This is a genomic window from Micromonospora sp. NPDC047707 (assembly GCF_040704235.1).
Classification (GTDB): domain Bacteria; phylum Actinomycetota; class Actinomycetes; order Mycobacteriales; family Micromonosporaceae; genus Micromonospora.
The window spans coordinates 202,349-228,782 of record NZ_JBEYSU010000007.1 but is presented as its reverse complement, the minus strand read 5'-3'; the positions used below and the strand labels follow the sequence as shown (position 1 = coordinate 228,782).

Sequence of the window (26,434 nt, the reverse complement as noted above, 5' to 3'; positions counted from 1 at the left end):
GATGTCGTTGATGTCGTTGCGGCACAAGGGTTCGCGGGGAAGTTCCACCGGTTCCGGGCGTCGCGCGGTCGTGTGGTCGTCGGGGAGAGGTTTGTGGTGTTCAAGAAGATGCTGGGCGCGTTCGGGGTGGGCGGCCCCAGCGTCGATACCGTCCTGTCCAATCCGAACACCCGCCCGGGGCTGATGCTGGGCGGGCAGGTGAACCTGACCGGCGGCAGCCACGATGTAGAGGTCGACCACATCACCGTCGGCCTGGTCACCCGGGTGGAGGTCGACGGCGCGGAGGAGGAGTACGACGCCCTCGTCGAGTTCCACCGCGTCCAGGTCGCCGGTGGCCTGCACCTGCGCGAGGGCCAGCAGTTGTCGCTGCCGTTGCAGGTGGCGATGCCGTGGGAGACTCCGGTGACCGACCTGTACGGGCAGCACCTGCACGGCATGACGATGGGCCTGCGCACCGAGGTGGCCATCCGCGGCGCGGTCGACAAGGGCGACCTGGACCCGGTGTATGTGCATCCGCTGCCGGCGCAGGAACGCATCCTGGAGGCCTTCGGCCGACTCGGCTTCGGGTTCAAGGGCGCCGACCTGGAACGCGGGCACATCTCCGGCCTGCACCAGAGCCTGCCGTTCTACCAGGAGATCGAGTACTACGCCGCCCCCCAGTACGCCCACACCGTCAACGAGGTCGAACTGACCTTCGTCGCCAACGAGCACGGCGTCGATGTCGTCCTCGAATTCGACAAGCGCGGCGGCCTGTTCACCGGAGGCCACGACTCCTTCGGCCGCTACCACGCCGCGCACGCCGACGCCGACCGCGTCGACTGGGCCGCGCAGGTCGACACCTGGGTCCGCCAGGCCCTCGACGGCTACCAGAGCCTGCACGCCGGCCACGGCGACGCCCCGCCCGCCCAGGGCTACGGCGCCCCCGGCTATCCGCCGCCCCCGCCGCCCGGCTACGGGCAGCCCGCCTACGGCGCCCCCGGCCACGGGCACGCCGGATACGGCCACCCCGGCGGCCACTACAAGGATGAGCACCACCACGAGCGGCACGGCGGCCCCGGTATGGGCGCCGTCGCCGCGGGTGTGGTCGGTGGCGCGGCGCTCGGCTTCGCCGGCGGCATGGTCGCCGACGAGGTCTTCGACTCCTTCGGCGACGACGAGGGCGGCGACGAGGAAGCCTGAACCCCTCCAATCCACAGTGGAAGCGCGCACCCGCTCCATGATCTAATTCTGCAGGTTTGTCCGCAACCGGTCGGATTGTCCGGCCGGGATTTCGAAGGAGTGTGCATGCCCGTCACCGCCGACCTCACCAAGCTGGTCGACAAGGCCTACCAGGACAAGACCCTCACCGAGATCGTCGACGCCCCGGTGTCCGCCCTCGCCGGGGTCAGCGACGGCGACGCCAAGCTGCTCAAGGACGCCTTCAACATCACCACCGTCGGCGACCTCGGCCGCAACCCGTACTTCCGCACCGCCAACGCCCTGGTCGCCCTCGCCGGCGGCAAGTAGTTCCCTCGCGGCGTGGTGCCGGGCTTCCGGCGCCACGCCACACGGTGTGGACGTGCGCTACCGGCCTGCCAGCGCATCGGGTTTCGCTCTCCCACTGCGGCGAGCACACCCCAGGCACGAGCCGACAGCCGCGTAGGTGGTCGGACTCGGGTTCCGGTGGCAAGGACGGCGACGACGGCGAGGTAGCCACCCAGCAACAGAAATGCCCTCGAAGCCGACTCGGCCCGGCCGCGGGGCCGGCGGACCAGCATGCCGGCGAGGACGACGGCGGTCATGAACACCCCGCGGCAGTGACGACGAGCTCGTCGGTCTGCGCGGCGTGGAACAGGGAGCCCGGCGATGACGAACACTGCGATGCTCCACGCCAGCGGCCACTGAGGGGTCGGATCAGGCATGGCAGCCAGCGTTACCGCCGTTACCGAGCCGGTGAGCCTGGTCGCGGGAGGGTCCAGCGGACCCCGGACCGTGTCGCCGCTGACGCCGGTTGACGACCGGTGCACGGTTGCACGACAGGTGTACGAAGAAGCGCCGGCAGGCCGTCAGGAAGGTTTCGCCGACGGCACCGCGCGGGCACCAGTGACCCCGGCAGGCAACCTTTGAAGGGACGGCTCTCGTGGAAGTTGCCGGCTTCTTCACCGCCATCATCATCGGTCTGGTCATCGGCGCGCTCGGCCGCCTGGTGGTGCCGGGCAAGCAGAACATTCCGATCTGGCTGACCCTGCTCATCGGCGTGGTCGCCGCGATCCTCGGTACGCTCGTCGCTGGCGCTCTCGGCGTGGACGACACCGCCGGCATCGACTGGATCGAGTTGGCCCTTCAGGTGGCCTTCGCCGCGATCGGCGTCGCGGTCGCCGCCGGCACCTACGGCCGCCGCCGCGTCCACTGACCACTCGCCGCCCGCACCGGCCTGCCCCTGGCAAGGGACAGGCCGCAGAGCTGCCCGGACTCTGGCGGAGCGCGGCAGGGCGAGATGGTACGCGACGGCCACGGCGGTCACGACCGCCGTGGCCGTTGTCTGCACCGGCGGCGGGCACGGGTGACGGCTACCGATCGCCGGCCGCTTCCGACTTGACGTAGGTGGGGTGCAGATGGACGGGTTCAGCCGCACGGCGCTGCTGGCGGGCCCGTACACGCAGGTTGAGAAACTCGACGAAGATCGAGAAGGCGATGGGTCCGTACACGTAGCCCTTGGGGATGTGCTGGTCGAAACCTTCGGCGATGAGGCTGGCGCCGATGAGCAGCAGGAACGACAGGGCGAGCATCTTGACCGTGGGGTGCTCGTTGACGAAACGGCTGACCGCGCCGGCGGACACCAGCATGATGATCATCGCCACAACGACCGCGGCGACCATGATGAATAGCTCGTCCACCATGCCGACGGCGGTGATGACCGAGTCGAGGGAGAACACCACGTCGAGCACGAGGATCTGGGCGATGACTGCGGCGAACGACGCCGCCTTGCCGCTCGATCCGTGTTCCGCACCCTCAAGATGCTCGTGGATCTCGTAGGTGGCCTTGCCGAGCAGGAACAGCCCGCCGAGCAACAGGATCAGGTCACGCCCGGATATCTCCTGCCCGGCGACGGTGAACAGCGGGGCGGTCAGTCCGATCACCCAGGACAGCGAGGCGAGCAGCAGCAGCCGGGTGATCAGCGCGAGCGACAGCCCGATGGTACGCGCCCGGGCCTGCTGGTGCGCAGGTAGACGGCCGGCCAGGATGGAGATGAACACGACGTTGTCGATGCCGAGTACGACCTCAAGCAGCAGCAGGGTCGCGAACGCGATCCAAAGCTCGGGGCTGGTGAACAGTTCCATGTCGCTCCCGGTAGAGGTTGGGTCTGCGCCGGCGCGGCGTCCACGACCGTACAACGGCCGCAGGTGATCCACCCGAGAAGGCCCGCGAGGAACGAGGAACACAGCGCAGGCGAGACAAGGAACCCGGGTGGCGTTCTGACGGCGCATACCGCCGACTGACCCGGGCACACCGCTGGGATTGCTCGATACCGGTCATCCACTGTCCCGGCCCCAGCGCCGAACGGCCACGGCCTCACACGCCGGCCCGGCACGTGCCCAGCCCAGCCCGGCCGCGACAGCCAACCGCGACAAAGGAGTCGGACGAAGACAAGCCCTTATCCTCTCCGGGCCGCGGTGCCCACCCCCGATCCTCGTCGCGACCGCCCGTGTCCGGCAGATCCCGCAGCACCACCATGTCGGCCGCGAGCGGCAGCCGGCCGCGGCCCAGCGCGCCTATCACGGTGGCCGTCGCGGAATCCGGGTCGGCCTCATCCGAGGTCGAGCGCGGCGGCGACCTGCCGTACCAGGTTTTGGTCCTCGCCGAGGACGAGAACGGTGTGCGGGCTGCGCGAGCAGAGCACCACCACCCCACGGTGGTGGGTGATACCCGAGCCGGACGGTCCGTTCGGATGATCGGCTCGGGCAGGCATGGGAAACGGCTCGTCGGACAGGTAGATCAGCAGCCGCCGTCCGGTGTCGTCACGGTAGGCGTACCCGGTGACCGGATGGCCGGCCAGCCGGCCGGTGCCGGCGGCGGTGCCGGCCAGCCGCAACGCGGACAGGTCCGGTGCGGCCTGCAGGGGGATACCGGAACCGGGCAGTTGCTCGTCGTGGTAGCCGGCGACCGCGGCGGCGATCGGCGCAGGCTGCCCGTCTGGCACGGCGACGAGGACCGCCGCGGCGACGGAAAGCGTTGCGACGAGGGTCAACACGGCAGCCACCAGCACCCACGCCCGGGTGCGGTGCCGGGCGGGCGGCTCGGCGGTGACCGCCGCGTGGGCCCGCAGGAGCAGGCGCGCAGGCGCCGGCTCGTAGGCCTGCATGGCGAGAGTACGACCGCGCCGGCCGGCGTCGACCTCGGCCCAGCACCGGTCGCAGGTCAGCAGGTGTTCCTCAAACGCGTCCCGCTGGTCAGCGGGCAGCTCGCCTGCCAGGTAGGCCCCGATCGTGGCGTCGTCGTGGTCATGCCTCACCGGGTGTCACCCCTTGCTGCTGCAGCAGCGCCGCGAGACGCTTGTGGCCGCGGTGCACCCGGGCCAGTATCGTGCCGCGTGGCGTGCCGGTCATGGTGGCGACCTGCGCCGCGGTGAACCCGCACAGGTCCATCAGGGTGATCGCCTCCCGCTGCGCGGCCGGTAATTGCCACATCGCCTGGTGCACCTGGTCCCGCACCGCGGCGCTGATCGCCTCGGCGGCGGTGTCGTGGGCGGAGACCAGCGTTACGCCCGCGTCCGGGTCGAGCACTTCTGCCGGCCGAGCCGCCTCCCTCCGGTAGCCGGTCCGGGCCGTGTTCAGGCAGATCGTGGCCAGCCAGGCGCGCACGTCCTCCGGCGGCCGACGCCGCCACCCGCGCAACGCCCGCAGGTACGTCTCCTGCACCAGGTCCTCCGCGGCCGGTCGCGAGCGGGTCAGCCGCCTGGCCAGGTTGTAGACCAGATCCAGATGCTCGCTGACCGCGTGTAGAAACTCGTCGTCGTCACTCATCAGCCCACCCATCTTCCGGGTAGGACTCATCGCCGCCACCGCTGATTGCATCCGCCTGCCAGCGCCCGCCGATATCCCCTCCTCGGTGGGAAGACGGGCGACCGACACCCGTACGGGCGGCGCCCGTACGCCCCAACGCAATCACCGCGACGGCAGCAGCGTCCCCACCAGCAAGTGGCGTAACGGTCGGTCACCGACCGGTCAGCGGACATCAGGAGGTTAGCGATGACGACCGCACACACCGCGGCGGGCACGGTGAGCCTGCCGGCCCGCCTCGTCGCGGGGATTTCCGGCGGCCTGGCCGGCGGCATCGTATTCGGGATCCTCATGCAAACGTGGGGCATGATGCCGATGGTGGCGATGCTGGTGGACAGCGAGTCGATCACCGTCGGCTGGCTGGTCCACCTGGCCAACTCGGCCCTGTTCGGGGCGATCTTCGCGGCGCTGTTCGGGCGCTGGGCGGCAACACCGGCGACCTCGGCCGGTCTCGGCCTGCTGTACGGGGCGCTGTGGTGGGTCCTCGGCGCCCTGCTGATCATGCCCGCCTGGCTCGGCATGAACGAAATGATCTTCCAGGTGAACGCCGACGCGTGGCGCAGCCTGCTCGGCCACCTGATCTACGGCCTACTGCTAGGCGTCGTCTACGCCCTCACCTTGCCGAGGCTGCGGCGAGGCTGAGCACCGGCGGTCGAGTAGGAGGGGGTCGCGTTGGAACAGGGCGACCTGGCTGCCCATCCGGACCGGGACCTGCTCCTACCGCCTGAAGTCGCGGATCGTGCGCCGGGTCACCAGCTCGTCGGCGAACGCCGGGACCCGGGCCAGGCCAGCCTCGGCCGGCACGGCCGAGACTGGCGCCGGCCGGCTGGCGGGCGCGATCGGCGGGTTCGGCGTCAGGTCCGGGTGCACCGGCCCAGTCTGCCCCACCGGCCTCCGCCGCGACATCCAACGGGCACTGACCGCCGCCCCTTGCCGCTCGTGGCACAGGTCGGGTCGGTGAGGACGCCGGCCGGGAGTTCGGTACGGCGGTTACAGAACGGCGAGAAATCCAGCCCGTACGGTCGGAGGTATGTGGTTGCGACTCATCCTCGGCGTGGTGTACGTCGGCATGGCGGTCGGGCAGCTGGCGTCGTGGACGCACATGCCGGAGATCCTGGCGGCCTACCAGGCGGGCGGACCGGCGGCGATGAGGGCGCTGGCCGTCGTCCTGGTCGCCGGGGAGCTGACCTGCGGACTGTGGTTCCTGACCCGGCCGCGGTCACGGGCACTGACCCCGGTGTGGATCTACACCGGGGTGTCGGTGCTGTGGGCGACGCTTGGTGCGCAGGCATTCGCGCGCGGAATAGAGGTCACCAACTGCGGCTGCTTCGGCCGGCATCTGTCCCAGCGGTTGAGCTGGCTAGTGCTGGCTCAAGACGCGCTGCTGCTGGCGTACGCGGCCTGGATGATCCGCTCGGCCCGCCGCCGGCCCGTACCGCCCGGGCCGGTGCCGGCCGAAGCCGATGCTACTCACCACACGGCGGCCAGTCAGGAGAGAACATGAGCGACAAGCCCGGCCCCACGGGGGCGCGAAAGCACGACCGGGACGAGATCTTCGTCGAGTACACGAAGTCGATCTGCCCGGTCTGCAAGGCGGTCGTGGACGGGCAGGTGAACCTCCGCGACGGCAAGGTCTACCTCCGCAAGCGGTGCCGCGAGCACGGGGCGTTTGAGGCGTTGGTGTACGGGGATGCGCAGATGTACCTGGACTCGGCGCGGTTCAACAAGCCCGGCACGATCCCGCTGATGTTCCAGACCGAGGTCAGGGACGGCTGCCCGAGCGACTGCGGGCTGTGCCCGGAGCACAAGCAGCACGCCTGTCTGGGGATCATCGAGGTCAACACCGGCTGCAACCTGGACTGCCCGATCTGCTTCGCCGACTCCGGTCACCAGCCCGACGGGTACGCCATCGACCTGGAGCAGTGCGAGCGGATGCTCGACGTGTTCGTCGCGTCCGAGGGCGAAGCCGAGGTGGTGATGTTCTCCGGCGGCGAACCCACCATCCACAAGCAGATCCTGCAGTTCGTCGACGCCGCCCAGGCCCGCCCGATCAAGGCGGTCAACCTCAACACCAACGGCATCCGCCTGGCATCGGACCGGGCGTTCGTGGCGGCCCTTGGCGAGCGCAACCGGCCCGGCCGGGCGGTGAACATCTACCTGCAGTTCGACGGCTTCGACGAGCGTACCCACCGGGAGATCCGCGGCCGGGACCTGCGGGCGATCAAGCAGAAGGCGCTGGACAACTGCGCCGAGGCGGGGCTGACCGTCACCCTGGTCGCGGCGGTGGAGCGCGGCCTCAACGACCACGAGCTCGGCGCGATCATCGAGTACGGCCTGGCCCACCCGGCCGTACGCAGCGTGTCGTTCCAGCCGGTCACCCACTCCGGACGGCACGTGGAATTCGACCCGCTCACCCGACTGACCAACTCCGACATCATCCACGGCATCGCCGCTCAACGCCCCGACTGGTTCCGGGCGTCGGACTTCTTCCCGGTCCCGTGCTGCTTCCCCACCTGCCGGTCGATCACCTACCTGCTCACCGAGGGCACTCCCGGCAGCCCGGACTTCGGTCTGGTGCCGATCCCACGGTTGCTCAACGTCGCCGACTACCTCGACTACGTGTCGAACCGGGTGATCCCCGACCACGCGATCCGGGAGGCCCTGGAGAAGCTGTGGTCCGCCTCGGCGTTCATGGGCACCGACACCACGCACGAGAAACTGGCCGCCGCCGCGGCGGCCCTGGACTGCGCCGACGCCTGCGGCGTCAACCTGCCCGAAGCGATCGCCGACCTGACCGACCGCGCCTTCATGATCGTCATTCAGGACTTCCAGGACCCGTACACCCTCAACGTCAAGCAGCTGATGAAGTGCTGCGTGGAGGAGATCACCCCGGACGGCAGGCTGATCCCGTTCTGCGCCTACAACTCCGTCGGCTACCGCGAGCAGGTCCGCGAACAGATGTCCGGCGTCCGGGTCGCCGACGTCGTCCCCAACGCCGTCGGATTGCAGCCGATCCTGAGCGACTCCCCGTACGGGTCGAAGATCGCCCGCCATGACCGCACCGCGACCGCAGCGGACGATGACCAGCGCGGTGTGGCGCGCGACGCCACCAACGTGGGCAGGCGCATCCGATGAACCCCGCCGAACCCGAAGCGGCGGCCCGGGCCAAGACCTGCTGCGCCGCCACGTACGGCTCCGACCTGGTCGCGCTCCTACTCGGCGACACCTACCATCCCGGCGGCCTCGCGTTGACCCGGCGGCTGGCCTCCCGGCTGGACCTGCGCGCCGGCGACCGGGTCCTCGACGTGGCCAGCGGTCGCGGCGCCACCGCCCTGGCGCTCGCGGCCGAGTACGGCGCCGATGTCACCGGTGTCGACCTGTCCGATTCCAACGTCGCGTACGCCGCCGGCGCGGCACTGGCCGCCGGCCTTGACGACCGGGTTCGGTTCCGGGTCGGCGACGCCGAGCGGCTGCCCATCGAGACGCAGTCATCTGACGTAATCGTGTGCGAGTGCGCGTTCTGCACGTTCCCCGACAAGCCCACCGCCGCCAGGGAACTGGCCCGGGTGCTGCGCCCCGGCGGCCGGCTCGGGATCGCCGATGTCACCGTCGACCCCGACCGGCTCCCGCCCGAGCTGACCGGGTTGGGGGCGTGGATCGCATGCGTCGCCGACGCCCGCCCCGCCGACGAGTACGCCGCCCTGCTGACCACCGCCGGGCTGACCGTCACGCAGGTGGAACGGCATGACGACGCGGTCGCGGTGATGATCGATCAGATCGAGGCCCGCCTCGCCGTCGTCCGGATGACCGCCCGGTCGCGGGCCGAGGCCCTCGGCGTGGACTTCACCCGCGCCCCGGCGGTACTGGCCGCCGCCCGCGCCGCCGTCGCTGACGGCGTCCTCGGCTACGCGCTGCTGACCGCCAGCAAACCACGGTGACCGCGAACGGGCGCTCCGCCCGGACAGGAAGAATGGAGACGATCATGACGGGACTGCGTATGGCCTCGGTCCTGGTAGCGACCGCGGCGGCCGGCGCGGCCGGATACCTGGGGCTGGTCACCGGACGGCTCACCCTCGATCTGGGCATCGGCCGGCGAGTACGCCCACTCGGCCCGCAGGTGGTGGACATCGCCGCGCCCCGCGAGTTGGTCTTCGACGTGATCGCCCAGCCCTACCTCGGCCGGGCCACACGGGCCCAGCAGGACAAGATCCAGGTGTGGGAACGCGGTGACGGGATGGTCCTGGCCGCCCACCGCACGCCGATTGGCCGCAGTCTGGTCACCCAGACGGTGGAGACGGTCGCCTTCACCCGCCCCGACACGGTCGACTTCCGCCTCGTCCGCGGCCCCGTGCCACACGTACGGGAACGCTTCACCCTCACCGGCGACGGCGACCACACCCGGCTGGAATACACCGGCGAGATGGGCGCAGACGGCTGGGCGCTGGGCACCAGGTGGGCCGCGGTCGTCGCCCAACGGTGGGAGGCAACCGTCGCCGACTCCCTCGCCACCCTGAAATCCGAGGCCGAACGCCGGCACACCCACCAGCGCAAGACACCCACCGACTACCCCGCCCCCGGCCCGACGCAGTGACGAATCCCGCCCGCCACGTCAAGATTCGGCCGGCGCGGGCGCCAGGACGCGGCGGGCTCGGCCGCGGTTGGTAGCGCACGAGAGGCCCTGCTGGATCCGCAGGTCAGGAAGGACCGCGCTAAGCGGCGGTCCTGCACTGGGATGGCACCCGAGCAGCACCCACGTGACATCCACCATCCACAGCAGACATAAACGAGCAAGGGCCTGGCCAGCGTCTCCGCAGACCAGACCCCTTATGATCTTGCGCGCCCGAAGGGACTCGAACCCCTAACCTTCTGATCCGTAGCCAGATGCTCTATCCGCTGAGCTACGAAGGTCTCCACTCGTCCGGCCCCGTCCGGCGGGGTCCGGCCGCAACCCGCTAAGTCCTAGCAGGTCCGGGCACCATATTGCTCTTGGTGGATACCCAAGAGCCCTCACGAGGAGGTGCAGTATCCGGGCTAGTCCCGGTACGTCCGCGTCAGTTCGCCGACGTGCGAGCAGCCACGGAGCATCCATGCTGACATACTTTGGCGACTCCCACCACCCATACACGTCAGAAACATTGGCTCAGGCTGTCGCGTCCGGTGTCGGACGGCGGTCAGTACGCTCTCGGCCGTGGTGAACTCGATGGCGGTTCAGGATGCGATCGCCAGGCTGGCGACGCGGTTGGCAGCCCCCGTGGACATCATCACCATCCATCGGGCCAACATGGAGGAGGCCAAGCGGAATCCCCGGTACGAAGCATGAGGTATGGCATACAGACCCGCCTTGGCGTGCGCGAAAAAGGCCATGGCCGGCCTCCTCCGGGTAGCCGGTGGGAGCCTGGCTCTCGCGAGCGTTCCCTTGGCTGGACAACTGCCGCTGGTGATGACCGCAGTAAGTGCAGTCGGCTTCGCGTCGGGACCAGCCACTGCGCTGCTGCTCAGTCTGATGCAAGCACGGACGAAGCACGAGTACCTCATGGCACTGATCAACTTCTCGGCACTCGGCACTCGGCCTCACGCCGGTGTCGTACACGCTGTTCGGGCTGCTAGCCGACCTGACCGCGCTGCCCGTGGCGTTCCTGGCGTGCGCAGGCCTCCTTTTGGTGGCGGCATGTGTGGCCTTGGGCTACACGGCCATTCGTACCGCGAGCCTGAGCACGCCGGATGCCGACCCCAACGGCGCGCAGCTGCTGAACCGCACCGGCGCTCCGCGCCCCTCAGCAACTCAGTCGCGCTGCCGGCGGTCCGTCAGCGTGAACTTGCCGTCGTCTGCATCTCGCTCGACCTGCCAGGCATCCCGGGCGATGCGTAGAACGAACGACCCGGCGCAGCCCCCGTGCAGGTAGATAGTCAGCTCTTGGCCCCCCCACATCACAACCGGCTCTCCATCGCCCGCCGGGGTCGAGCACAGGAAGCACAGCTCTTCGGGCTTTGGATAGAAGTCATCATCGGGCAGCAAGACAGCCATACAGGGATCTTGCCATCTCGTGCTCGCCGCTGTTGCTCCCGGCGTCTCTGAGAATCACAAGACCAGCGAGCGATCCCTCCATGCCCACCTGGTCACGTTCCGGCGCAGGGCCGACTTGACCTTTGGGGAGACGTGGGTGTCGGTCGGGTTCGCCGCCCGTCCGCGACCGGGCGGGCGGCGAACCCGTCGACCGAAGGCCTCCCGGCGCTGGCGAAGATCTGCGTCGATCCGCATCCGGGCGGGCGCGACCGGCCTGCTCGGCCAGCTGCCAGCACGTCTTCACTTCAAGCGGTCAGCGGCCCGGTCACGAACGCCGCTGTTGGCCGTTCGATACTGCGACGTCATCTCATATCGTCGGGGAGTCGGCCGCCGTTGGCCTCCAAGGCGATCTTCGCGCGATCCCAATCACCGTAGGTCTCTGGCATCCAGTCTCTGAAGTTCCGCAGGCCGATACGCAGGGCGGACTCCAAGACGAACATCTCGCAAAAATCGTAGTTCTCCGGCGTGTAATGAATCTGGCCCTCCTGGTGCGTTGCGCCGCGGTGGCCGTTCGCAGTCTCATACACCTCGGGCGCGATCATGGCGAACCGTGCATATTGGGCCATGTCGACGCCAGCGATTTGGATGCGCATGACGTGGCGGAGGGTTTCGATCTCCTGGTCAACCTCCTTGAACACCTTCTTGACGGAAGACGCCAGGCTGTTGACGGCCTGGCGCACGCCCTGGTCCGACGGGGTGGGGAACACCTCGACGCGCCGCTCGGGTCTGCTCCATGAGGTGTGGAGGCGGAACGTATCGGTGCGGAAGGAGGAACCCGGAAGGTACTTGCCGTGACCCCAATCGGTGATCAGCCGGTCAAAAGCCATGGTCACTTCGACCATGGCTTCGTCGAGCTGACCCGCGTCGGCGGCGGCTCGACCCGCTTGCAGGTGCTCTCGTACCGCTTCCTGCGGGACCAGGTGCAGCATGGAGATCTCGGCGAATTCCAGGCCGAACAGCCGTGGGCAGTTGCCGTCGAGGAAGGTGGCCGCGTCGCGTCTGGCCTGTTCGACCTGGTCGGCACCTGGCACCGATCCGTTGTGTTTGAGCCCGTTACGGTCGTGGCCGATCCGCTGTACCCCGTCGAGGCCGATCAGTCTCCGACCATCTGGGGCGCGGAATTTTTTGGCGTTTTCCGCGAATGGGGCCTTCAGGTCGAGGCCGTGCGGGTTTCCCAGGTGGGCCAACGCGACAACGAAGAAGTGTTCGAGCACGTCGTGGAACACCAGCACCGATGAGAAGTTCAGCGGCGCGGGGGCGTACGACTGTGTGACGGCCTGGTGATGGAGCAGGCGAATGTAGCCGAGGCGCTTCATGATGGTGGAGTCCGGGGAGGGAACCTGAGTGGAGGGGACAGACGGGTTCATGTGGTGTGGCATTTCGTGATCGTAGGTTCGCATGCGGCCGCAGCGTCCGCCGCGACTCCCTCGTGGTACTCCCGCTGGCCCGCGCGCTCCCGGACCACCTGGCCGTGGCAGCCGCCGTCTGGTGACCCAAACCTCGTGGAGGTCGTCGGAATGGTCATCTACGTCCGGGTCCTGCCAGGCATCTTCCCTGCGAAGACCCCACCACCGGCCCAGGTACCCGCCGCTAACCGCCGCACAACAGGTGCGGCGCCGAGAACGGGGCGTACGGCGCCACGGGCCAGCCTGACGGTCACCTCACACGCTGATCGGCTTGGCAGGTCGGGTGGCTACCACCGGCTTTTCCACTGGACATCTGGAATCGGATCAGGAAAGAGCCTCGTCCGCTTCAACTTGTCAACATCAAGGTGCTCCTCATCTGGAGCCAGGGCGCCGGCCGTACTCTTCCCATGCCGGTCAAGCCGGAGGAACTCGCGAGTGTGCGTGAAGAACCCGAAGGTGTGATCTCGGGTAGCCAGGATATGAGGCGGCTCGTGGAACGCGTCCCCCAGATCGTCGACGAGCAGGATGTCATCCAGCATGATCCATCCGAACACCTCCAGCCACCCACGCTCGTCCTCCGGTACCTCGTTGTGGAAGAACCGCCACACCCGGTCGCAGAGCTCCGGGTCGCCTCGTGCGGCCTTGTTGAAGCCGTTGCGGTGTGGCATGACGTGGGAGCACGAGTCGATGACGTCGAACTTGGTTCGGTCGGCTGAGATCCAAGCATGGTGACGCTTGATGACGAGGGCGAGCGTGTCGGGATTCGAATGGTGGCGGAACGCCGTCCACATCCAGGGAGGGTTCTCGTCGTCGAAGTCGGGAACTCGCTCTCGGAACGGGTAGCCCTCAACGGTGGGGTCACGCACGAGCACCGGCTTGAACCCTCGGTGGCTACGGTCCCCGACCGCTCGATAGACCTCACGCTTCCTGGCCAAACGGCTGCGCAGCTCCGCGACCTGGCTGCGTCGGCGGACCTGGAGCGAAATCCCGAAATACGCGAAGAGCAGATGGTCGTTCTCGGGTAGGAACAGCATGTCTTCGAGGTCGCCACGTCCCCACGCGAACACCTGGCGCACGCCAGCCGCGCGAAGGTCAGACGTCAACGCGTCGCGGGTTCGCTTGGACAGATCGCAGGGGGCCGCCAGCACGAACCCGAACGGTGGTTCTGCTCCGCCCGTGAGGGCTGCCGAGGCCACCGCCCGCGCTTTGGCGGGGCCGAACGTCTTCTCCCGCTTGCACTGGATGAACCACACCCGGTCCTCGGAAACGTCGTCCCGGTCGGGATCGGCTGAACTCACCGCATCCCGCCGGCCTGCCTGCACACGCTCGACACCGCGGATGTCGACGCCATCGTCGGCGCCGGAGCGGCCGAGAGGCTCAAGGCGAATCCAGTCGCGAAACCCGTACGCGAGTTGACGCACCAGATCCTCGAACCGGTGCGGCTCAAGATCCTCAAAGTGCAGCTGGCCGACAGTACGGCTCGGGCGAGGCTTCACCCGATCATCCTGCCGCGCCGGTATGACAACCCTGCCGCGACCTCACCCGACAGAGCAAAGGGCTGGCAGCCGGTCGCCAGTAGCGTGATCCGCCCGTTCAACGTCGAGCAGGAGACCGGACAGGGCTGGGTCGACGACGCCTCGGCCCGGCACCGCGGATGACTTGACCCGGCGACCGGCCATTTCGGCGCGCACGCTGGTGGGGCTGTCGCCGGGGAGGTTTCACCTGGTCGGGGCGGGGGTAGCGGTGGTCGCTGTCAGGGAGGGCTGGCCTCGGAAGACGGGATCACCGCCGTGAGCGAGTTGACCGCGCACCTCGATCTTCCGGTGGGGGTTGACGCTCTCGCCCCAGCCCGGCACCTGGTGAAGACGGCCCTGACGGCGTGGGGCTTCGAAGATGGCCAGTCGATGGACGACGCGGTGCTGATCGCCGACGAGCTGGTGGCCAACGCGGTGCGCCACGGCGGTGGTTGCCTGCGCCTGCAGATCCAGGCCGGCAGCAGGGTGACGATCGCGGCGGTGGACGGCTCCGCCGTCGTTCCGCGCCGCCGCGACCCGGACGGCGACGGTGGGCGGGGCTTGGCCATCATCGAAGCCCTCTGCGACGAGTGGGGCGTCACCGACCTCGACGACGGTCACAAGTGCGTCTGGGTCCGGCTGCGGCCGTCGTCTCTGCCCGCCCGCGACTAGCTGCTCGACCGATCCCCGGAGCTGGCCGAAACTTCATCAGGGGCTATTGGTGCCGGTAGCGTCAGCGGTGCCGGGGCGGACGGCGCGGCCAGGGTGGCTGGCTTCCTCATAAGCGCCCGCTGCTCCTACCCGGTCCGCCGACGGGTCCGCGAGTCGACAAGGTCCAGCCTTCTGTCGCCCGACCGTCGGGTGTGGTGACGGGGCGACGGGCACGACGGGCCATGCCGTCCACAGCAGCGGGCCGTCCGTCGCCCCGTCGCCAACAATCGACGCCTTCCGCCTCTCGTCGCGCTGCCGGACGGAATGAGGGTCCGGCGCCTTCCTCCAGACCTACGGGCCGTTCGAGATGTTCTTCAACGACCTGATCGGCGCGCATGGAGGCCCCAGGCAAGGCACGCCGGCGACCATGGACCGGATACGGGAGCGCTTCCGTCAGCACCTCGGGGTCCCCAATGTCACCCGCCAGTGGCGGGCCCGAGTCCGGGCGCAGCCCGAGCCCGGCCGCGGCGGGCGCTGGCTATGGCACACCATTCAGACACAGCGTCTGGGTGACTACCTCCGCGACGCCAATGCAGTCCGCAACCGACCTGCCGATGGCGACGACCCGCGGACCGCCCCGAACACGTCCGGGACGCTCTACGACCGCAAGGACGGCAAGGCCTCCATCACCCTGATGTGGGTCGAAGGCTTCGTGCAGGCAGCGCAGGACCTGGCCACGATCACCGCCCTTGAACTCCTGAGCGACAGCACACTCATCCCGGACTGACCGGTGCCACCTCGCACCGAAGTGGATGCGAACCCTCCTCCACCGCCGTACGTACTGACGTCGTAGCGGCAGCCGCGCACCGTCCGTCGTCACCGTCGGCGCGTTTACCGGCTCTTCGCAGTTGAGGGTGTAGTCCAGGTGGCGCAGCGACCGCCGGGTAGCGGTCGAGGTTTTCAGGATGGAAGCCCCTAGGCACACCGTCCCCCGGTCCGCAGACTGACATGTCTAGTCCCACCTGATGCTTGACGGATCCGTCCCAGGACATGTTTGACGTTTGGCCTAGGTTCCGTGAAGGCGTCGGGCCGGTCACGGTGCGGGCGTGACTGCTGGTTGTGGCCCGGCGGGGTGAACCCCCTGTAGGGGCTGTAGGTCAGAATCGCGCCCATGAACGCCTCTGACGTTGTAGCAGTCGATCTCTCCTCAGACGAGCGGTTCCTGTTGAGCCGAGGGCTGGGTGAGTGGGGCGGACCGGCGAGTCCAACGGAGGATCTCGTCCGGGCGATGGGTTTCGTCAGCATGGAGGACCTGTGGCGGGGCGAGGGGCGCAGGCTGCGAGCGGCGCTGGACCGCGGGGAGCCGTTGACGAGGTCGCAGTGGCGAAAGGCGTTGCTGGCCACTGAGATCGTCTTCGCGAGCGCTGTGGTGGGTTCAGGCTGGGACTGGTCGATCACCACTGGCCTTTCCGATGAGGAGACGATCAAGCTCCTGCGGGTGGTGCAGCGGAAGGTGGCCCGCGCACTGCGAGTGCCTTAGACACCGGCAGCCACCTTGCGTGGTCGGCTGGCTTTGAGGTTGCGGACGGGCTGGTCGGTGGTGCGTCGGACGATGCGGGTGCCGTCGTCGCAGGCGATGGCCAGCTCGGTGTCGGTGACGTGGATGGTGACGGTCTTGCCGGCATGGACCCGGCCGAGGGCGACCTTTTGCCCGACGACCATGACCACTCCACTGTTGGAAGCTCGGCGCTGCACCTGCACGGGTCCCGCCGCGGGCTGTGGGGGTGGTCCGGCGGGTCGGGCGCCGCGCAGCCGGGCCACCTCGGCCGGGGTGAGGGGGTTGGGTCGGGTGCGTAGCAGTTGGCGGGTGTCGAGGTCGAAGAAGCTGAGGGTCTTGGCGTCGATGCGGATGCCGACGCGTTGCCCGCCGAGGATCTCGGCGGCCAGGACGATGTGCTGCCCGAGGGAGACGTGACCTGCGCGGCTGATGGTCCGGTCGACCTCGACCGCCTCGCCGGGTGGCGCCGGCGGCAGAGGCGGTTCCCCAGCTGGGCGGCCGCCCTGTCGCAGCAGGGCGGCGAGGTCGGCGGCGGACAGGTGTGAGCGCACCGACTTGATGCGGGCGCCGGCGATGAGGAGGTGGATGACGTCGGTGTCGGCCCAGAACGTGACCGTGACACCGGAGCGGGCCGGGCCGAGCCAGAACTGATCCCACCGGGCTCACGCTGCTGGAGCGGACTCCACGACCGAAGACCGTCGGGGCGCGGCTCCAGCGGCGGTACGGCGGTGGTGCTCGCCAGCCCGCCCTTGGCCGCGTACGGCGACGCCCGCCGTGGCTGGTTCGACCTGGTCGAGACGTACCCCCACATCGGCACCGCTGCGCGTGACCATGACCGCCGCGGCGACCGCGTGGCGCAACTCCGTCACCCTCGCAGTGGTGATCGATTCCGACGCCGCCGGCATGAGCGGCGTTCCACCCCGTACCGTCGTCGTCCGTTCCGCGGCTGGCCTTGGTCGTGCACCTGCACGCCGCCGATCAGCCGTACCAGGTGCGGCGGCCGGGCGCCCGATGGCGGCGCCTCGGACCGCCGGCCGGCCGGGATGCCGAGAGGCGCCACAAACGGGGGGTACGGCCGCCAGGGGCGAGGCGGGGGCGACGGGTCCGCCCGTCGGCGCACCGACACCAGCGGCACGCCCGACGGCCGCACTCGAGAGCGGGTCGGTCAGCCCTGTCGCCGCGTCCCCTGCTGCTTCTCGTTCTGTCGAAGGGCTTCCTCGAGCTGGTCTTCCAGGATGATGATCCGGCAGGCGGCCTCGAGGGCGGTGCCCTGGTCGACCATCTCCCGGGCCCGGGCGGCCAGGCGCAGCTGGTAACGGGAGTAGCGGCGGTGCCCACCGGCCGAGCGGTGCGGGTCGATCAGTTTCGCCTCGTCCAGGCGGCGCAGGAAGTCCTGCGAGGTACCGAGCATCTCCGCGGCCTGGCCAATGGTGTAGGCGGGGTAGTCCTCGTCGCCGAACATGTCATCGGGGTTTTGCCCCATGTCACCTCCACGTCGAGGGCCCCGGCGCTTACGCGCCGGGGCCCAGGGTTACGGGTCAGAACACCATTTGCCGACAGGAACGTCGGCTTGTCGTATCCGCACCAGCCGTCAGTGAAGGCTTCGGGTGCGAGGATCGCATAAGCGTGACCGGAGACCACCTCTCGTTCGATGGAAACTGCGGTGTCCGCCCGGCCTGGTTTGACGGCCGACGGCGGGCGATCCAACGGTGTACGGCCCTCCCTTTCCTCTGCTTCTCTTTCCCTTGCTTGACGTGCGGTCCACCGGTGTCGGGGCCCACGCGACTTCATGGCCCCGTCCACGTACGGCGAACATCAGCTGGAGCCCTGAAGATGCCTTGGCCCCACCTGCGGTGCCCCGTCGCGCATCACGTCGGGGCTGACGTGTTCCTACTGCCGTTCGGGAGGAACGGTGAAACACGCCCCGTTCCTCCGCCGCCCGTCGTGACCTCACGGCCGGGCGGTCCGTCTGCGTCTTGGCGGCTCTCTGTTCTCGACCTGAAGAAGAGTAGCCCGTGCTGCCGAGGATTTCTAGCCGATTCAGCAGAGATTTTCTGGCTGGCCGTCATCAGGGTCGCCGGCCCGCCAGGGGGCCACCAGCAAAGTTGGCGGATGGCACTCGCGGCGTCACCGGCGAGCAGGCGGTCGCAGCGGAAGGCCAGGTTTCAAGCTCGGATGCTGTTCACGGCCGAGCGACCCGTGGCTCATCGGTCGTGCGCCGTCGCCAGGCTGCGGCTCCGCCGGCAGCCGGCACCATGGCGGTGGCAGTGAGCGCGGCGGTCGGCCCGCAGGTTTGCCACAGGGCTACGCACAGCGCGGCGCCGCATCCGCCGCCGAGGAAGATCGTGAGGGTGAGCAGGCCGATGGCGCCGCCGCAGGCGTCGGCCGTGGCGTGGGTGGTGGTTTGCGCAGTGAGCAGGATCTGCGCGACGGCGGACGCGGTGAACGCCGCTGTGCAGGCCGTCGCGACCGCCCAGGGCCGCGGGTCGGTGGCGGCGTAGCCCAGTGCGGCGGCCAGAAGGAGACTCACCGTGGCCAGCACGTGCCGGTCGGGCAAGCGGCGGGTCGCTGGTGCGGCGGCCCGCGCCAGCACCGCACCGACCACCGCGCCGGGAAGCAGGAGAACATCGATGCTCATGGTGCTGTAGCCCTGCCGGCTCAGCAGGTCAGGAGCGGCGTACAGAACGGCGAACAGGCCCGCATACACACCCGCTCCGGCGGCTGCGCTGCGCCAGAACCAGGCGGCGGACAGGACCCCGCGCGGGACGAACCCGTGGCGACGCCGGCGCGCGTACGGCCAGGCCGGCAGCGGCGGCTGCCGTGGCGGCGGCGGTGATCACGGTGGTCGGGGCGGCGGCCTGCCCGGCGGCGGCCTGCGCGGTGAGCAGTAGTCCCGCGGCGACGGCCGCGAGAAGGCCGGCGGCGGCCCAATCCACCCGTTCCCGGCGTGGCGGGCGGGCGGTGAGGGACCAGCACAGGGGTACGGCGGCGAGGGAGAGCACCGGCAGGGCCAGCGCCGCGCGCCACGACCCGTGCGCGGCTACCGCGCCGGCCAGCGGGGCGGTCGCGGAGAACCCGGCGAGACAGGCGCCGAAGGCAGCCAGGGCGGCCGGGCGGCGGGCGGCAGGCAGCCGGGCCGTGCCGGCGAGCGCGGTGGCCATGACCGCTCCGGAGCCGACCGCCAGTAGGACTCGCCCAGTGACCATGGTCGGCAGGGTGGGGGCTGCGGCGCAGACCAGGGCGCCGGCTATCAGGAGGATCGCGGCGGTGAGCAGGACGGGTCGGCTGCCTCGTAGGTCCGTGAGGCGTCCGGCGGTGACGGCGCCGACGCCGATGCCCGCGGCGTAGGCGGTCAGGATCCAGGCCAGCCCACGTCCATCTGTGTGTAGGTGTCGGGCGGCGTCGGGCAGGGCGACGGCGGCAGCGCTGACCCCGTAGGCGGCTGGCCCGTACAGCAGGCCCCACCGCCACCCTGGCGCGGACACACCAGGGGTGACGCCGTAGGTGGACGAAGTCGCGGCCGGCGGCGTGTGGGTGGTCATCGGAGCCGGGCCGTCATTGCCGTCGGATACGGGTGGAGGCTGCTGACGGCGTCCCGCCCCGCCATGTCCACGGCCGGCGGTCCCGGGTCGGGCGGCGACCCCGCCGGCGTCCGGGTAGCGGGCCCCGAGGGCCGCGAACGACGTCGCGATCAGCGCGGACACGCACAACAGCGCCGCCCACGCCAGCAGCGACGCCGGGCCGGCGGCACGCACCGCCATCGCCGGCAGGACCAACACTCCGGGACCGAGGACAGCACCGACGCACAGGGCAGTCCCCCGCGCGGTGCCGATACCGCCGGTCACCGCCCACCGCCCTCACCCGCGGAGCCACCGTCGGGACGGAACCGGTCGGCCAGGACCTTGAGCGCCGCGGCGAAGTCGTCCTCCGGCGGCATGCCGGGAGCCGCGAACAGCTCCGCCTGCCGCGCCTCGACCCGACGCCGCAGCACCCCCGCCAGCCCAGAGCCCGCCGGCGTGGGCCGCACCACCACCCGCCGCAGGTCATGCTCGTGCAACTCGCGATGCACCAGGCCTCGGTCGCTCAACACCGCGAGCGCGTTGGTCAGGGTCGCCCTGGCAATACCCGCCTGCGCGGCTATGGCCGGGGGTTCGATCACCTGGCGGGCGCAGACGAGGACCAGCACGTCGTAGGTGGTCCACGTCATCCCGGCCCCGCGCAGCACCGTGCGCTCCAGATACGCCCGCACCGTGTTGGCGGTGCGGCACAGTTGCGCCACTGCGTCCGGCTCCACCCGACGCGCGACGCAGCCGGTGACCGGCGGCCGGTAGACCCCCACCACCGGGCGGCGGGCAGCCGCGCTCACCGCGACCACCTGCGCTGGCGAGGGCGACGCACGGTCTGCCGGTCCCGGCGCCGGTCCTTCTCACCACCCCGATCGGCGGGTCGCGGCGGCTCCGGCACCACCCCGCGTGGTTGCTGTAAATCTTCGCTGCGCATACGTGAGCCCCCCGCTCATCTCTGCGACTGTCGTGTCCACCCGGTCAGGGGCCTGTCGACCTCACCCGACGCGGTGTCGTGATAGGACTTGCCCCGAGCCGACAGGTCCGCCCAATCCCCCAGACGCTCGCCGGTCCCTTTCGCCGCGACGCGCCTTGCCTGGCTGGTCGGGCCGCACCCGCGGCAGCCGGCCGGCTCCCGCGCCGCCGTCACCCCCGGTTCAGGGCTGCGGCTGCGCGTCCTGCGCCCGTCTGGTCGGCGCGCCGAGCGCGGCGTTGACACGCTGGCCGAGCAGACGCAGCTGGTGGTGGACATCCACCAGCGCCGCCCGCCGCGACGCGGTGGGCTCGCGGACCGCCGCGTCGACGAGAACCTCGATATCGCCGCGCAACCGCTGCAAGCTACGACTGGCCGAGGTTAGCGGCAGCTCGAAGCCACTGGTCTTCACACTGCCCTGACGTCGTCTGGGCATGCGCCGCGCCGCCCGTCGCCGGCCCAGCCGCAGGCTGCCCTCGGCCACGCCTGCCTGTCGGTGTCTGATCACTGCCTCATCTCCTCGTCCTCGCGCCGGTGCCGCTACCGGTCTGGCGACCACCACCCGGCCGAGGCGCGCCGGCAGGGAACATCCGGGCTCAAGCGGTGACGTCCTGCGGGGTGGGGGGACCGGCGGCAGGGCCCTCTCCCCGCCCGCCAGGTCCCCCCGCTCACCGCCCCCACCCCCCGCTGGGGTGAAGGGCGGGGGCGGTGAGCTGGGCAGCATGGTCATCCGGCCCCCGCACGCCCGCCTCTGATCGAGGCGGGCTACGCGGCAGCGGGCCGGCGTTAGGGCGACGCGACCGGGTCGGTCGTTGCTGCCGCGACAGCGCGGCGGGCCAGGTGACACACGTGTCCGGGGCGGCGACATGCCCCCCTTCTGATGCCGCCGCCCGCCAACCGGGGTGCCATCTCGCGCACGGCTCCCCGATCCGCTACGCTCCACCCAACTTCAGTTCGAGTAAGCCCGAACCGTAGTTGCCGAAGCGATACCGAGAGCTAAGCACGGATCATCCACTTCGTCAACCGCAGTTTGCAGGTTGCCAACCGCAGTTGGGAGGGTTTGTGAGTGACACACCTGCCGACCAGGCCGAGGACGTCACCTCCCGGCTGATCCAGACCCGGCTCCGCGAACTCTTCCAAGCCCACGACGAAGACCGGCCGCCCTACACCGAAGCCGAAGTCGCCCGGGAACTCACCGCCCGCGGACACCGCATCACCGCCGAAGGCATCCGCAACCTCCTGCGATCACCCCGGATCAACCCCAAAGCCACCACCCTGCGCGCCCTCGCCGAGTTCTTCAACGTCCCCGCCGGCTACCTCCTCGGCGACGACGAGCCCAAAACGGTGAGCCGGGAGGCGCGAGTCATGGCCCGATCCATCGACAAGCTCAACCCAAGATCGAGGAAGAGCCTCGCCCGCGTCATCGACGAGTTCCTCCACCTCGAACAAGCCGCACGCGAAACCCGAGGCGAACCCCCACACCCAGACGAGTGACGGCCGCACCCCGAGACCGACGTCGATCCGTCACTCTCCGACGGGGGCATGGTCGTCCTTCCCCGACTCCAGGTGAGTGGTCGTGGCGAACTCCACCAGCGTGAGACCACCGCCGATGCCGTCATACCGTGTAATCGACGCGTTCGCCACGGGAGTCGTCCCGACGATGACGGCGATCTCATCGAATCCCAGGCCATCGATGAGATGGCGCATCACCACGACCACGGCGTCGTGCGCCACGACCAAGACCCGCCGGCCCACGTGCCGGGTGTTCATCTCCGACAGCACGGCCGCCAGCCGGCGAGCGATATCCCCGAAGGACTCCCCGCCGGGAGTCCGGTACGAGAATCCGCCGTCGGCTGCGAGCCGGGCCGCCTCGACTGGGAACCGTTGACTGATCATGGCTGGGGTCAGCAACTCCAACTCGCCCATAAGCCGGTCGCACAAGCGGTCATCGACAGAGGCGGCGGGGTACGCCACACCGAGCAGCGCCGCGGCTTCTGCCGCTCGTGACCAGGTCTGCCGAGCACGGACGTAGGGGGAGCAGACGACGACGTCGGGCCGGCGGTGAACGGGCAGGGCGGCAAGCCAGCAGCCGAGGCGGCTGGCCTGCTCCCATCCCAGCGGCGACAGCTCAACGTCGCCATCGCGCCCAACCAGACCACGCGACAGTTCGGTCCGCTGTTCGGGGTGTCGCACTCCGCCGCGCACCGGGCCATCGACGCCCTCGGACCGCTGCTGGCCCTCGCTCCGGTACGGCGACGTCCGGTCGGCCAGATCGCGATCGTCGACGCACCGTGATCCCGACCCGGGACCACCGCCTCGCCGCGCGGAGCAAGAACTACCGGTACTCAACGCACCTGCACGTCGCCATCGACGCCAGCACGCACCTGGTCATCGTCGTCGGCGACCCGCAGCCCTGCAAACCACAACGACACGGTCGTCTACGGCACAAGCGGGATCGAGCAGAAACTGGCCAGCGGCCCACCATGGCTGACGGCGCCTACCCGCGGCAACCCCGAGGCGATCATCCCGTATCGCAAACCCGCCGACGGCAGTGACCTGCCGGCCTGGAAGGAAGACCCCAACACCCCACCATCGCACGAACCGCGCCCGCCTCTGGCCAGTTGAGGTGCTGGAAAATCCTGGGCCGCCGCACACACATTGGCCGGTGCCGCTTCCGGCATCGCCAACCTGCACAACATCTCCTCGCCGGGTGAGCGCCAACCCGGTGCGGGCAACACCCTCGCCGAGTTACGAAACGTCCCTTAGCTGTCTGTCCTATTCCACCCGTTAGGCTGACACCAACTGCAAGGAGAATGTGACAGCTTGTATGTCCGACGACCACGACGAGGCGGAGCGAAGGGATGGATTCGGCCGGTTCTTCCGGAGGGATTGGTCGTCTATCTGACAGCTGGGCGTGAACTCGGTGGTGAGCGTGGAGAAAACGCGCGACGAAAGTGTGTACTGTCCCCTTTGTCCCGGTTGGCATTCCGTGGAGAGGGTCCTCGCAAGGTCGGCTGACGGTGATGATGAACGACCCTGGAGCGAGGTCTTACTCCGGCCGGCCAGGAAGCGACGCCTGCCCTTCGTCCGTAAGCCCGCTATGGATGGATTGTCGATGCGGGAGCGGGCAGAAATCGTGGCGAAGGCCTGGCGCCCGTTCTGTCCAAATGGACATGAGATTGCCGATTCACTCGATCCCGTCAGAGTGATCGGCGTTATCGGTAACGTCAATTCCTCGAAGAGTCATTACCTGGCCGGGCTTGTGTATGAGCTGATATATCAGCAGCCCCTCCGGGGACTATCAATAGACGTCTCTTACCTGGGAGACAGTTCCTCCATTATGGATGCCAGAGTCGATACGATCTTTTCTAAGCGCGAAAAGCTGCCAAATACAGAACGAGGAATAATCGGCGGTCCCTTCATGTACCGCATGACTGTCGGAGTCGGCGGCGACGAACGCTCGTTCATCTTGACATTCTTTGATGTGGCAGGAGAAGATTGCACCTCCCTACGACGCTCGGCGGATTTCGTACGGTACATTTTCGATGCCGTAGGAATAATCGTCCTGGTTGACCCAGACGGACTGCCGACATCTCCTACCCGCCCGTTGTCTACTAGATCGATCGGCGCTCCCATGGCCAATCGTGCCATGATTGACACTTTGTCGCACGTCATCCAGTCGGTAACCGGTAGCGCGCCAAAAGACAGAGAACAAGCACTAGTCGTGGCACTAGCAAAGGCAGACAAGTTGCCGCTTTCCGAATCGGTGTATCCCCCGCCACCTCTTTCCGGCTCGGCGCGCGCAGACATACGCACGCTATTGAAGGAATACTCGGACGTCTGCAGGCAAGAGATAGTTGATCTCGGTGGTCAGGGGATCGTAGATGCCGCCGTCTCAAAGTTCGGCGCTCACCAAGTCATGTTCGCCGCGGTATCGGCAACTGGGGAGTCGCCACTCGATGACGGTGCCTACGGTGATCCGAAGCCAGTCGGATGCGCAATGCCGGTAGCTCAAATACTTCTAAGTCGTGATGATTTTTAGGCCTTGGTCGGGACTCGGATATGTCGGAATACGGAATCATTGGACAGGCAGTCTTTACCTGGTCATCGCAACCTCTTGTCGGTGGAACGGGTTACGGCTTCGTTGCCGTTTCACCTAGCTTGGACGCGCGACTCCACTGGCTTGAGCGAGCAACAAAGGCTGCCTGCAATTTTATGGGCAATCAGATCGTAACTGGAGCAGCCCGAGGCGAGTATCAACCTATAGGTCGCCTGGTGGACGGGGAATACGCCCTCTTGTTTAAAAAGAACTATGCCGGGCGAGACGGGTTCGGCCGCGAGGGCCGCTATCTTGTTCACTTCCTTGTTGCACACGTGACGAGTCTAACAGTCACCGATCTACTCCGCATCTCGCCCCAATTCTGGCTCACCGACGAGCAGGTTCCCTTAGATACCACGCCAAAGCTAGCGGACGTCAGCATCCGTGATGTGTCGTTGGCATTTCTCGACTATGAGGTGACCGACCTACGTGACGCACGAGTGGTGGCACGGGCGGCCAAGCTCGCTCAAAAAGGCAAGGTAGACGTCGCCGACCTTGGACACTCGGAGATTGCTGCGGTCCTGTCATGTCTTCCACCGTGGGTAGATTCAGGGGCGACGCTTGTCCCGGAGTGGCGTGACGGCCGCCCGATCGCGACCTTGTCGATCAACAACAGTTTTCAACTTCGTGAGGTTGCCGACCATCGCGTGAGTCCGCCGTCACCGGCGGTCGCCAATGCTTGCAACGACTTGAGCCGGCTCGGCTCTGAACCCGCCAAACCCTCCCCGCGACATTCGCAGGCAGCTGCAACTCGTCCGGACCAAGTTGTCGACCGCCCGCCCTACGATCCAGCCGACTTTAAAGTGCTGGTGGGTAGGTGGCTCTCGGAAGGAAGTCAGAGCCTTTCGTTGCTGGAAAAGGCCCTGCTACAGCGAAAGGCCGAGGGGGCCCTTTCACTAGCTTCTCACTTGAATGGAAGAATCCCCTTCCGGGGCGGCCGTCCTGATGATCTCGCGGTGCACATACTGAATCAGTGTGGGGCGCCAGATTTCTACCAGCCTGTCAAGAAGGTCCTACCAGCTTCCGACTCCGATGTCTCTGCGCTAACACATGCCGCTCCAGTCTCATCGCTACTGCTGGCGGTGTTTGCAACAAACATGGAGCCGCGCCGGAAGGTTGAGATTCGGGTCCGTAGTCGCTTGACGGATTCGATCATTAGAGAAGTAACAGCTGCGTGCAGAAATGATTCGGGCCTCTCAGCCGGACTGGCCGCGTCGGTTCGAATTAGTTTCTACGGAAAGTCGTCTTTCTGCCGGGCCCTACTCACCCACCCAAGCACCGATTACGACTGGCTGTTCTCTTCCATCTTGCCCCAGGCCTTCGCTGGAGAGGATGACGCCCTCCTCGCCGTCGTGGGACTCAACGGCGAACGGTTCGTGGACTGGCTGGGGGTCCACACTGAATACCGGACAGCGTTGGCTACGGCGATTCCGGAACTTGCGCCTTCAGTCCTACGGAGGAAGATGTCGGGATTTCGCTCACGTTTGAACCCTCGATAATCTTTTTGGATGTCCGGACGATTTGGAACCCGTCGGATAATGGGTAACGGTACGGTGACGAAAGGTGA

Annotated in this window: 29 protein-coding genes and 2 pseudogenes; 17 read left to right on the top strand and 14 right to left on the bottom strand. The window is 68.3% G+C overall.

The genetic code is table 11. The annotated features are described in order from the left end of the window. Positions 1-93: 93 nt before the first annotated feature. The 3 genes from AB0873_RS11105 (at position 94) to AB0873_RS11095 (ending at position 2,392) form a co-directional block, all read left to right on the top strand. Positions 94-1,179: a sporulation protein gene (locus tag AB0873_RS11105; protein WP_366599481.1), complete on the top strand. Its 1,086-nt coding sequence runs from the start codon at positions 94-96 to the stop codon at positions 1,177-1,179. 105 nt (positions 1,180-1,284) lie between these two features. Beyond that, the gene (locus tag AB0873_RS11100) at positions 1,285-1,506 is read left to right on the top strand and encodes a hypothetical protein (RefSeq protein ID WP_088977233.1); all 222 of its coding nucleotides are present in this window, start codon (positions 1,285-1,287) and stop codon (positions 1,504-1,506) included. 613 nt (positions 1,507-2,119) lie between these two features. Next, complete coding sequence (locus AB0873_RS11095; RefSeq protein WP_366599480.1) at positions 2,120-2,392, top strand: GlsB/YeaQ/YmgE family stress response membrane protein; 273 nt, start codon at positions 2,120-2,122, stop codon at positions 2,390-2,392. Between the two features lie 157 nt (positions 2,393-2,549). Here the strand turns inward: AB0873_RS11095 and AB0873_RS11090 are convergent, their stop codons facing one another. The 3 genes from AB0873_RS11090 to AB0873_RS11080 form a co-directional block, all read right to left on the bottom strand. Continuing rightward, positions 2,550-3,392, bottom strand: a complete 843-nt coding sequence (locus AB0873_RS11090) for a TerC family protein (protein ID WP_366599479.1) — start codon at positions 3,390-3,392, stop codon at positions 2,550-2,552. A gap of 395 nt (positions 3,393-3,787) precedes the next feature. After that, entirely contained in the window at positions 3,788-4,492 is a 705-nt protein-coding gene (locus AB0873_RS11085; protein WP_155329742.1) for an anti-sigma factor, read from the bottom strand. Beyond that, a complete protein-coding gene (locus tag AB0873_RS11080; RefSeq protein ID WP_155333998.1) occupies positions 4,482-5,015 on the bottom strand; it encodes a sigma-70 family RNA polymerase sigma factor in 534 nt (177 codons plus the stop codon). Before AB0873_RS11080 ends, AB0873_RS11085 begins: the two co-directional genes overlap by 11 nt. A gap of 213 nt (positions 5,016-5,228) precedes the next feature. On the opposite strand from AB0873_RS11080, the gene AB0873_RS11075 reads away from it, so the two are divergent. After that, positions 5,229-5,681: a hypothetical protein gene (locus AB0873_RS11075; RefSeq protein WP_155329741.1), complete on the top strand. Its 453-nt coding sequence runs from the start codon at positions 5,229-5,231 to the stop codon at positions 5,679-5,681. Positions 5,682-5,756: 75 nt separating this feature from the next. Here the strand turns inward: AB0873_RS11075 and AB0873_RS11070 are convergent, their stop codons facing one another. Then, positions 5,757-5,909 (bottom strand): hypothetical protein, encoded by a 153-nt coding sequence (locus AB0873_RS11070; RefSeq protein WP_155329740.1) that lies wholly within the window; start codon positions 5,907-5,909, stop codon positions 5,757-5,759. A gap of 160 nt (positions 5,910-6,069) precedes the next feature. Here AB0873_RS11070 and AB0873_RS11065 point away from each other — a divergent pair, with 160 nt between their 5' ends. The 5 genes from AB0873_RS11065 to AB0873_RS11045 all read left to right on the top strand — a co-directional run bounded on the left by AB0873_RS11065 (position 6,070) and on the right by AB0873_RS11045 (position 10,359). Then, positions 6,070-6,543: a MauE/DoxX family redox-associated membrane protein gene (locus AB0873_RS11065; protein WP_155329739.1), complete on the top strand. Its 474-nt coding sequence runs from the start codon at positions 6,070-6,072 to the stop codon at positions 6,541-6,543. After that, complete coding sequence (locus AB0873_RS11060) at positions 6,540-8,174, top strand: radical SAM protein (protein WP_366599477.1); 1,635 nt, start codon at positions 6,540-6,542, stop codon at positions 8,172-8,174. The genes AB0873_RS11065 and AB0873_RS11060 overlap by 4 nt, the downstream gene beginning before the upstream one ends. Continuing rightward, the gene (locus AB0873_RS11055; RefSeq protein ID WP_155329737.1) at positions 8,171-8,977 is read left to right on the top strand and encodes a methyltransferase domain-containing protein; all 807 of its coding nucleotides are present in this window, start codon (positions 8,171-8,173) and stop codon (positions 8,975-8,977) included. The genes AB0873_RS11060 and AB0873_RS11055 overlap by 4 nt, the downstream gene beginning before the upstream one ends. A gap of 44 nt (positions 8,978-9,021) precedes the next feature. Beyond that, positions 9,022-9,630, top strand: a complete 609-nt coding sequence (locus AB0873_RS11050; RefSeq protein WP_366599476.1) for an SRPBCC family protein — start codon at positions 9,022-9,024, stop codon at positions 9,628-9,630. Between the two features lie 597 nt (positions 9,631-10,227). Next, positions 10,228-10,359 carry a hypothetical protein gene (locus AB0873_RS11045; RefSeq protein ID WP_366599475.1) on the top strand — a complete coding sequence of 44 codons (132 nt, stop codon included), beginning with the start codon at positions 10,228-10,230 and terminating at the stop codon, positions 10,357-10,359. A gap of 462 nt (positions 10,360-10,821) precedes the next feature. Here AB0873_RS11045 and AB0873_RS11040 read toward each other — a convergent pair whose 3' ends face one another. From AB0873_RS11040 to AB0873_RS11030, 3 genes are all read right to left on the bottom strand, one after another. Further along, positions 10,822-11,064 carry a hypothetical protein gene (locus AB0873_RS11040; protein WP_366599474.1) on the bottom strand — a complete coding sequence of 81 codons (243 nt, stop codon included), beginning with the start codon at positions 11,062-11,064 and terminating at the stop codon, positions 10,822-10,824. 341 nt (positions 11,065-11,405) lie between these two features. After that, positions 11,406-12,503 (bottom strand): hypothetical protein, encoded by a 1,098-nt coding sequence (locus AB0873_RS11035; RefSeq protein ID WP_366599473.1) that lies wholly within the window; start codon positions 12,501-12,503, stop codon positions 11,406-11,408. A 293-nt stretch (positions 12,504-12,796) separates the two neighbouring features. Further along, positions 12,797-13,930, bottom strand: a complete 1,134-nt coding sequence (locus AB0873_RS11030) for a hypothetical protein (protein WP_366599471.1) — start codon at positions 13,928-13,930, stop codon at positions 12,797-12,799. Between the two features lie 15 nt (positions 13,931-13,945). On the opposite strand from AB0873_RS11030, the gene AB0873_RS11025 reads away from it, so the two are divergent. The 4 genes from AB0873_RS11025 to AB0873_RS11010 all read left to right on the top strand — a co-directional run bounded on the left by AB0873_RS11025 (position 13,946) and on the right by AB0873_RS11010 (position 16,214). Next, the gene (locus tag AB0873_RS11025) at positions 13,946-14,167 is read left to right on the top strand and encodes a hypothetical protein (protein ID WP_366599470.1); all 222 of its coding nucleotides are present in this window, start codon (positions 13,946-13,948) and stop codon (positions 14,165-14,167) included. A 132-nt stretch (positions 14,168-14,299) separates the two neighbouring features. Next, positions 14,300-14,695: an ATP-binding protein gene (locus AB0873_RS11020; RefSeq protein ID WP_366599469.1), complete on the top strand. Its 396-nt coding sequence runs from the start codon at positions 14,300-14,302 to the stop codon at positions 14,693-14,695. Positions 14,696-15,041: 346 nt separating this feature from the next. Then, positions 15,042-15,461, top strand: coding sequence for a hypothetical protein (locus AB0873_RS11015; RefSeq protein WP_366599468.1), 420 nt, complete (start codon positions 15,042-15,044; stop codon positions 15,459-15,461). A 384-nt stretch (positions 15,462-15,845) separates the two neighbouring features. Next, positions 15,846-16,214 carry a hypothetical protein gene (locus AB0873_RS11010; protein WP_366599467.1) on the top strand — a complete coding sequence of 123 codons (369 nt, stop codon included), beginning with the start codon at positions 15,846-15,848 and terminating at the stop codon, positions 16,212-16,214. Here the strand turns inward: AB0873_RS11010 and AB0873_RS11005 are convergent. From AB0873_RS11005 to AB0873_RS10980, 6 genes and pseudogenes are all read right to left on the bottom strand, one after another. After that, positions 16,211-16,783, bottom strand: a complete 573-nt coding sequence (locus AB0873_RS11005) for a hypothetical protein (RefSeq protein ID WP_366599466.1) — start codon at positions 16,781-16,783, stop codon at positions 16,211-16,213. The two genes, AB0873_RS11010 and AB0873_RS11005, sit on opposite strands and share 4 nt — an antisense overlap. Before the next feature lie 614 nt (positions 16,784-17,397). Next, entirely contained in the window at positions 17,398-17,715 is a 318-nt protein-coding gene (locus AB0873_RS11000) for a helix-turn-helix domain-containing protein (RefSeq protein ID WP_366599465.1), read from the bottom strand. Positions 17,716-18,414: 699 nt separating this feature from the next. Further along, the gene (locus tag AB0873_RS10995; RefSeq protein ID WP_366599464.1) at positions 18,415-18,939 is read right to left on the bottom strand and encodes a hypothetical protein; all 525 of its coding nucleotides are present in this window, start codon (positions 18,937-18,939) and stop codon (positions 18,415-18,417) included. Between the two features lie 226 nt (positions 18,940-19,165). Further along, positions 19,166-20,077 (bottom strand): annotated as a pseudogene (locus AB0873_RS10990) (MFS transporter); the annotation flags it as partial. After that, positions 20,074-20,598 carry a MarR family winged helix-turn-helix transcriptional regulator gene (locus tag AB0873_RS10985; RefSeq protein WP_366599463.1) on the bottom strand — a complete coding sequence of 175 codons (525 nt, stop codon included), beginning with the start codon at positions 20,596-20,598 and terminating at the stop codon, positions 20,074-20,076. The pseudogene AB0873_RS10990 and the gene AB0873_RS10985, both read right to left, overlap by 4 nt. 354 nt (positions 20,599-20,952) lie before the next feature. Beyond that, entirely contained in the window at positions 20,953-21,276 is a 324-nt protein-coding gene (locus tag AB0873_RS10980; RefSeq protein WP_366599461.1) for a hypothetical protein, read from the bottom strand. Positions 21,277-21,830: 554 nt separating this feature from the next. Between AB0873_RS10980 and AB0873_RS10975 the strand changes: the two genes are divergently transcribed. Next, positions 21,831-22,262: a hypothetical protein gene (locus AB0873_RS10975; protein ID WP_366599460.1), complete on the top strand. Its 432-nt coding sequence runs from the start codon at positions 21,831-21,833 to the stop codon at positions 22,260-22,262. A 30-nt stretch (positions 22,263-22,292) separates the two neighbouring features. On the opposite strand, the gene AB0873_RS10970 is transcribed toward AB0873_RS10975, so the two are convergent. Then, the gene (locus tag AB0873_RS10970; protein WP_366599459.1) at positions 22,293-22,961 is read right to left on the bottom strand and encodes a histidine phosphatase family protein; all 669 of its coding nucleotides are present in this window, start codon (positions 22,959-22,961) and stop codon (positions 22,293-22,295) included. Here AB0873_RS10970 and AB0873_RS10965 point away from each other — a divergent pair. The 3 genes and pseudogenes from AB0873_RS10965 to AB0873_RS10955 all read left to right on the top strand — a co-directional run. Continuing rightward, a pseudogene (locus tag AB0873_RS10965) lies at positions 22,929-23,534 on the top strand (transposase); the annotation flags it as partial. The gene AB0873_RS10970 and the pseudogene AB0873_RS10965 overlap by 33 nt on opposite strands. A gap of 349 nt (positions 23,535-23,883) precedes the next feature. Then, positions 23,884-24,810 (top strand): hypothetical protein, encoded by a 927-nt coding sequence (locus tag AB0873_RS10960; RefSeq protein WP_366599458.1) that lies wholly within the window; start codon positions 23,884-23,886, stop codon positions 24,808-24,810. 233 nt (positions 24,811-25,043) lie between these two features. Continuing rightward, positions 25,044-26,366, top strand: coding sequence for a hypothetical protein (locus tag AB0873_RS10955; RefSeq protein WP_366599457.1), 1,323 nt, complete (start codon positions 25,044-25,046; stop codon positions 26,364-26,366). Positions 26,367-26,434: the final 68 nt, after the last annotated feature.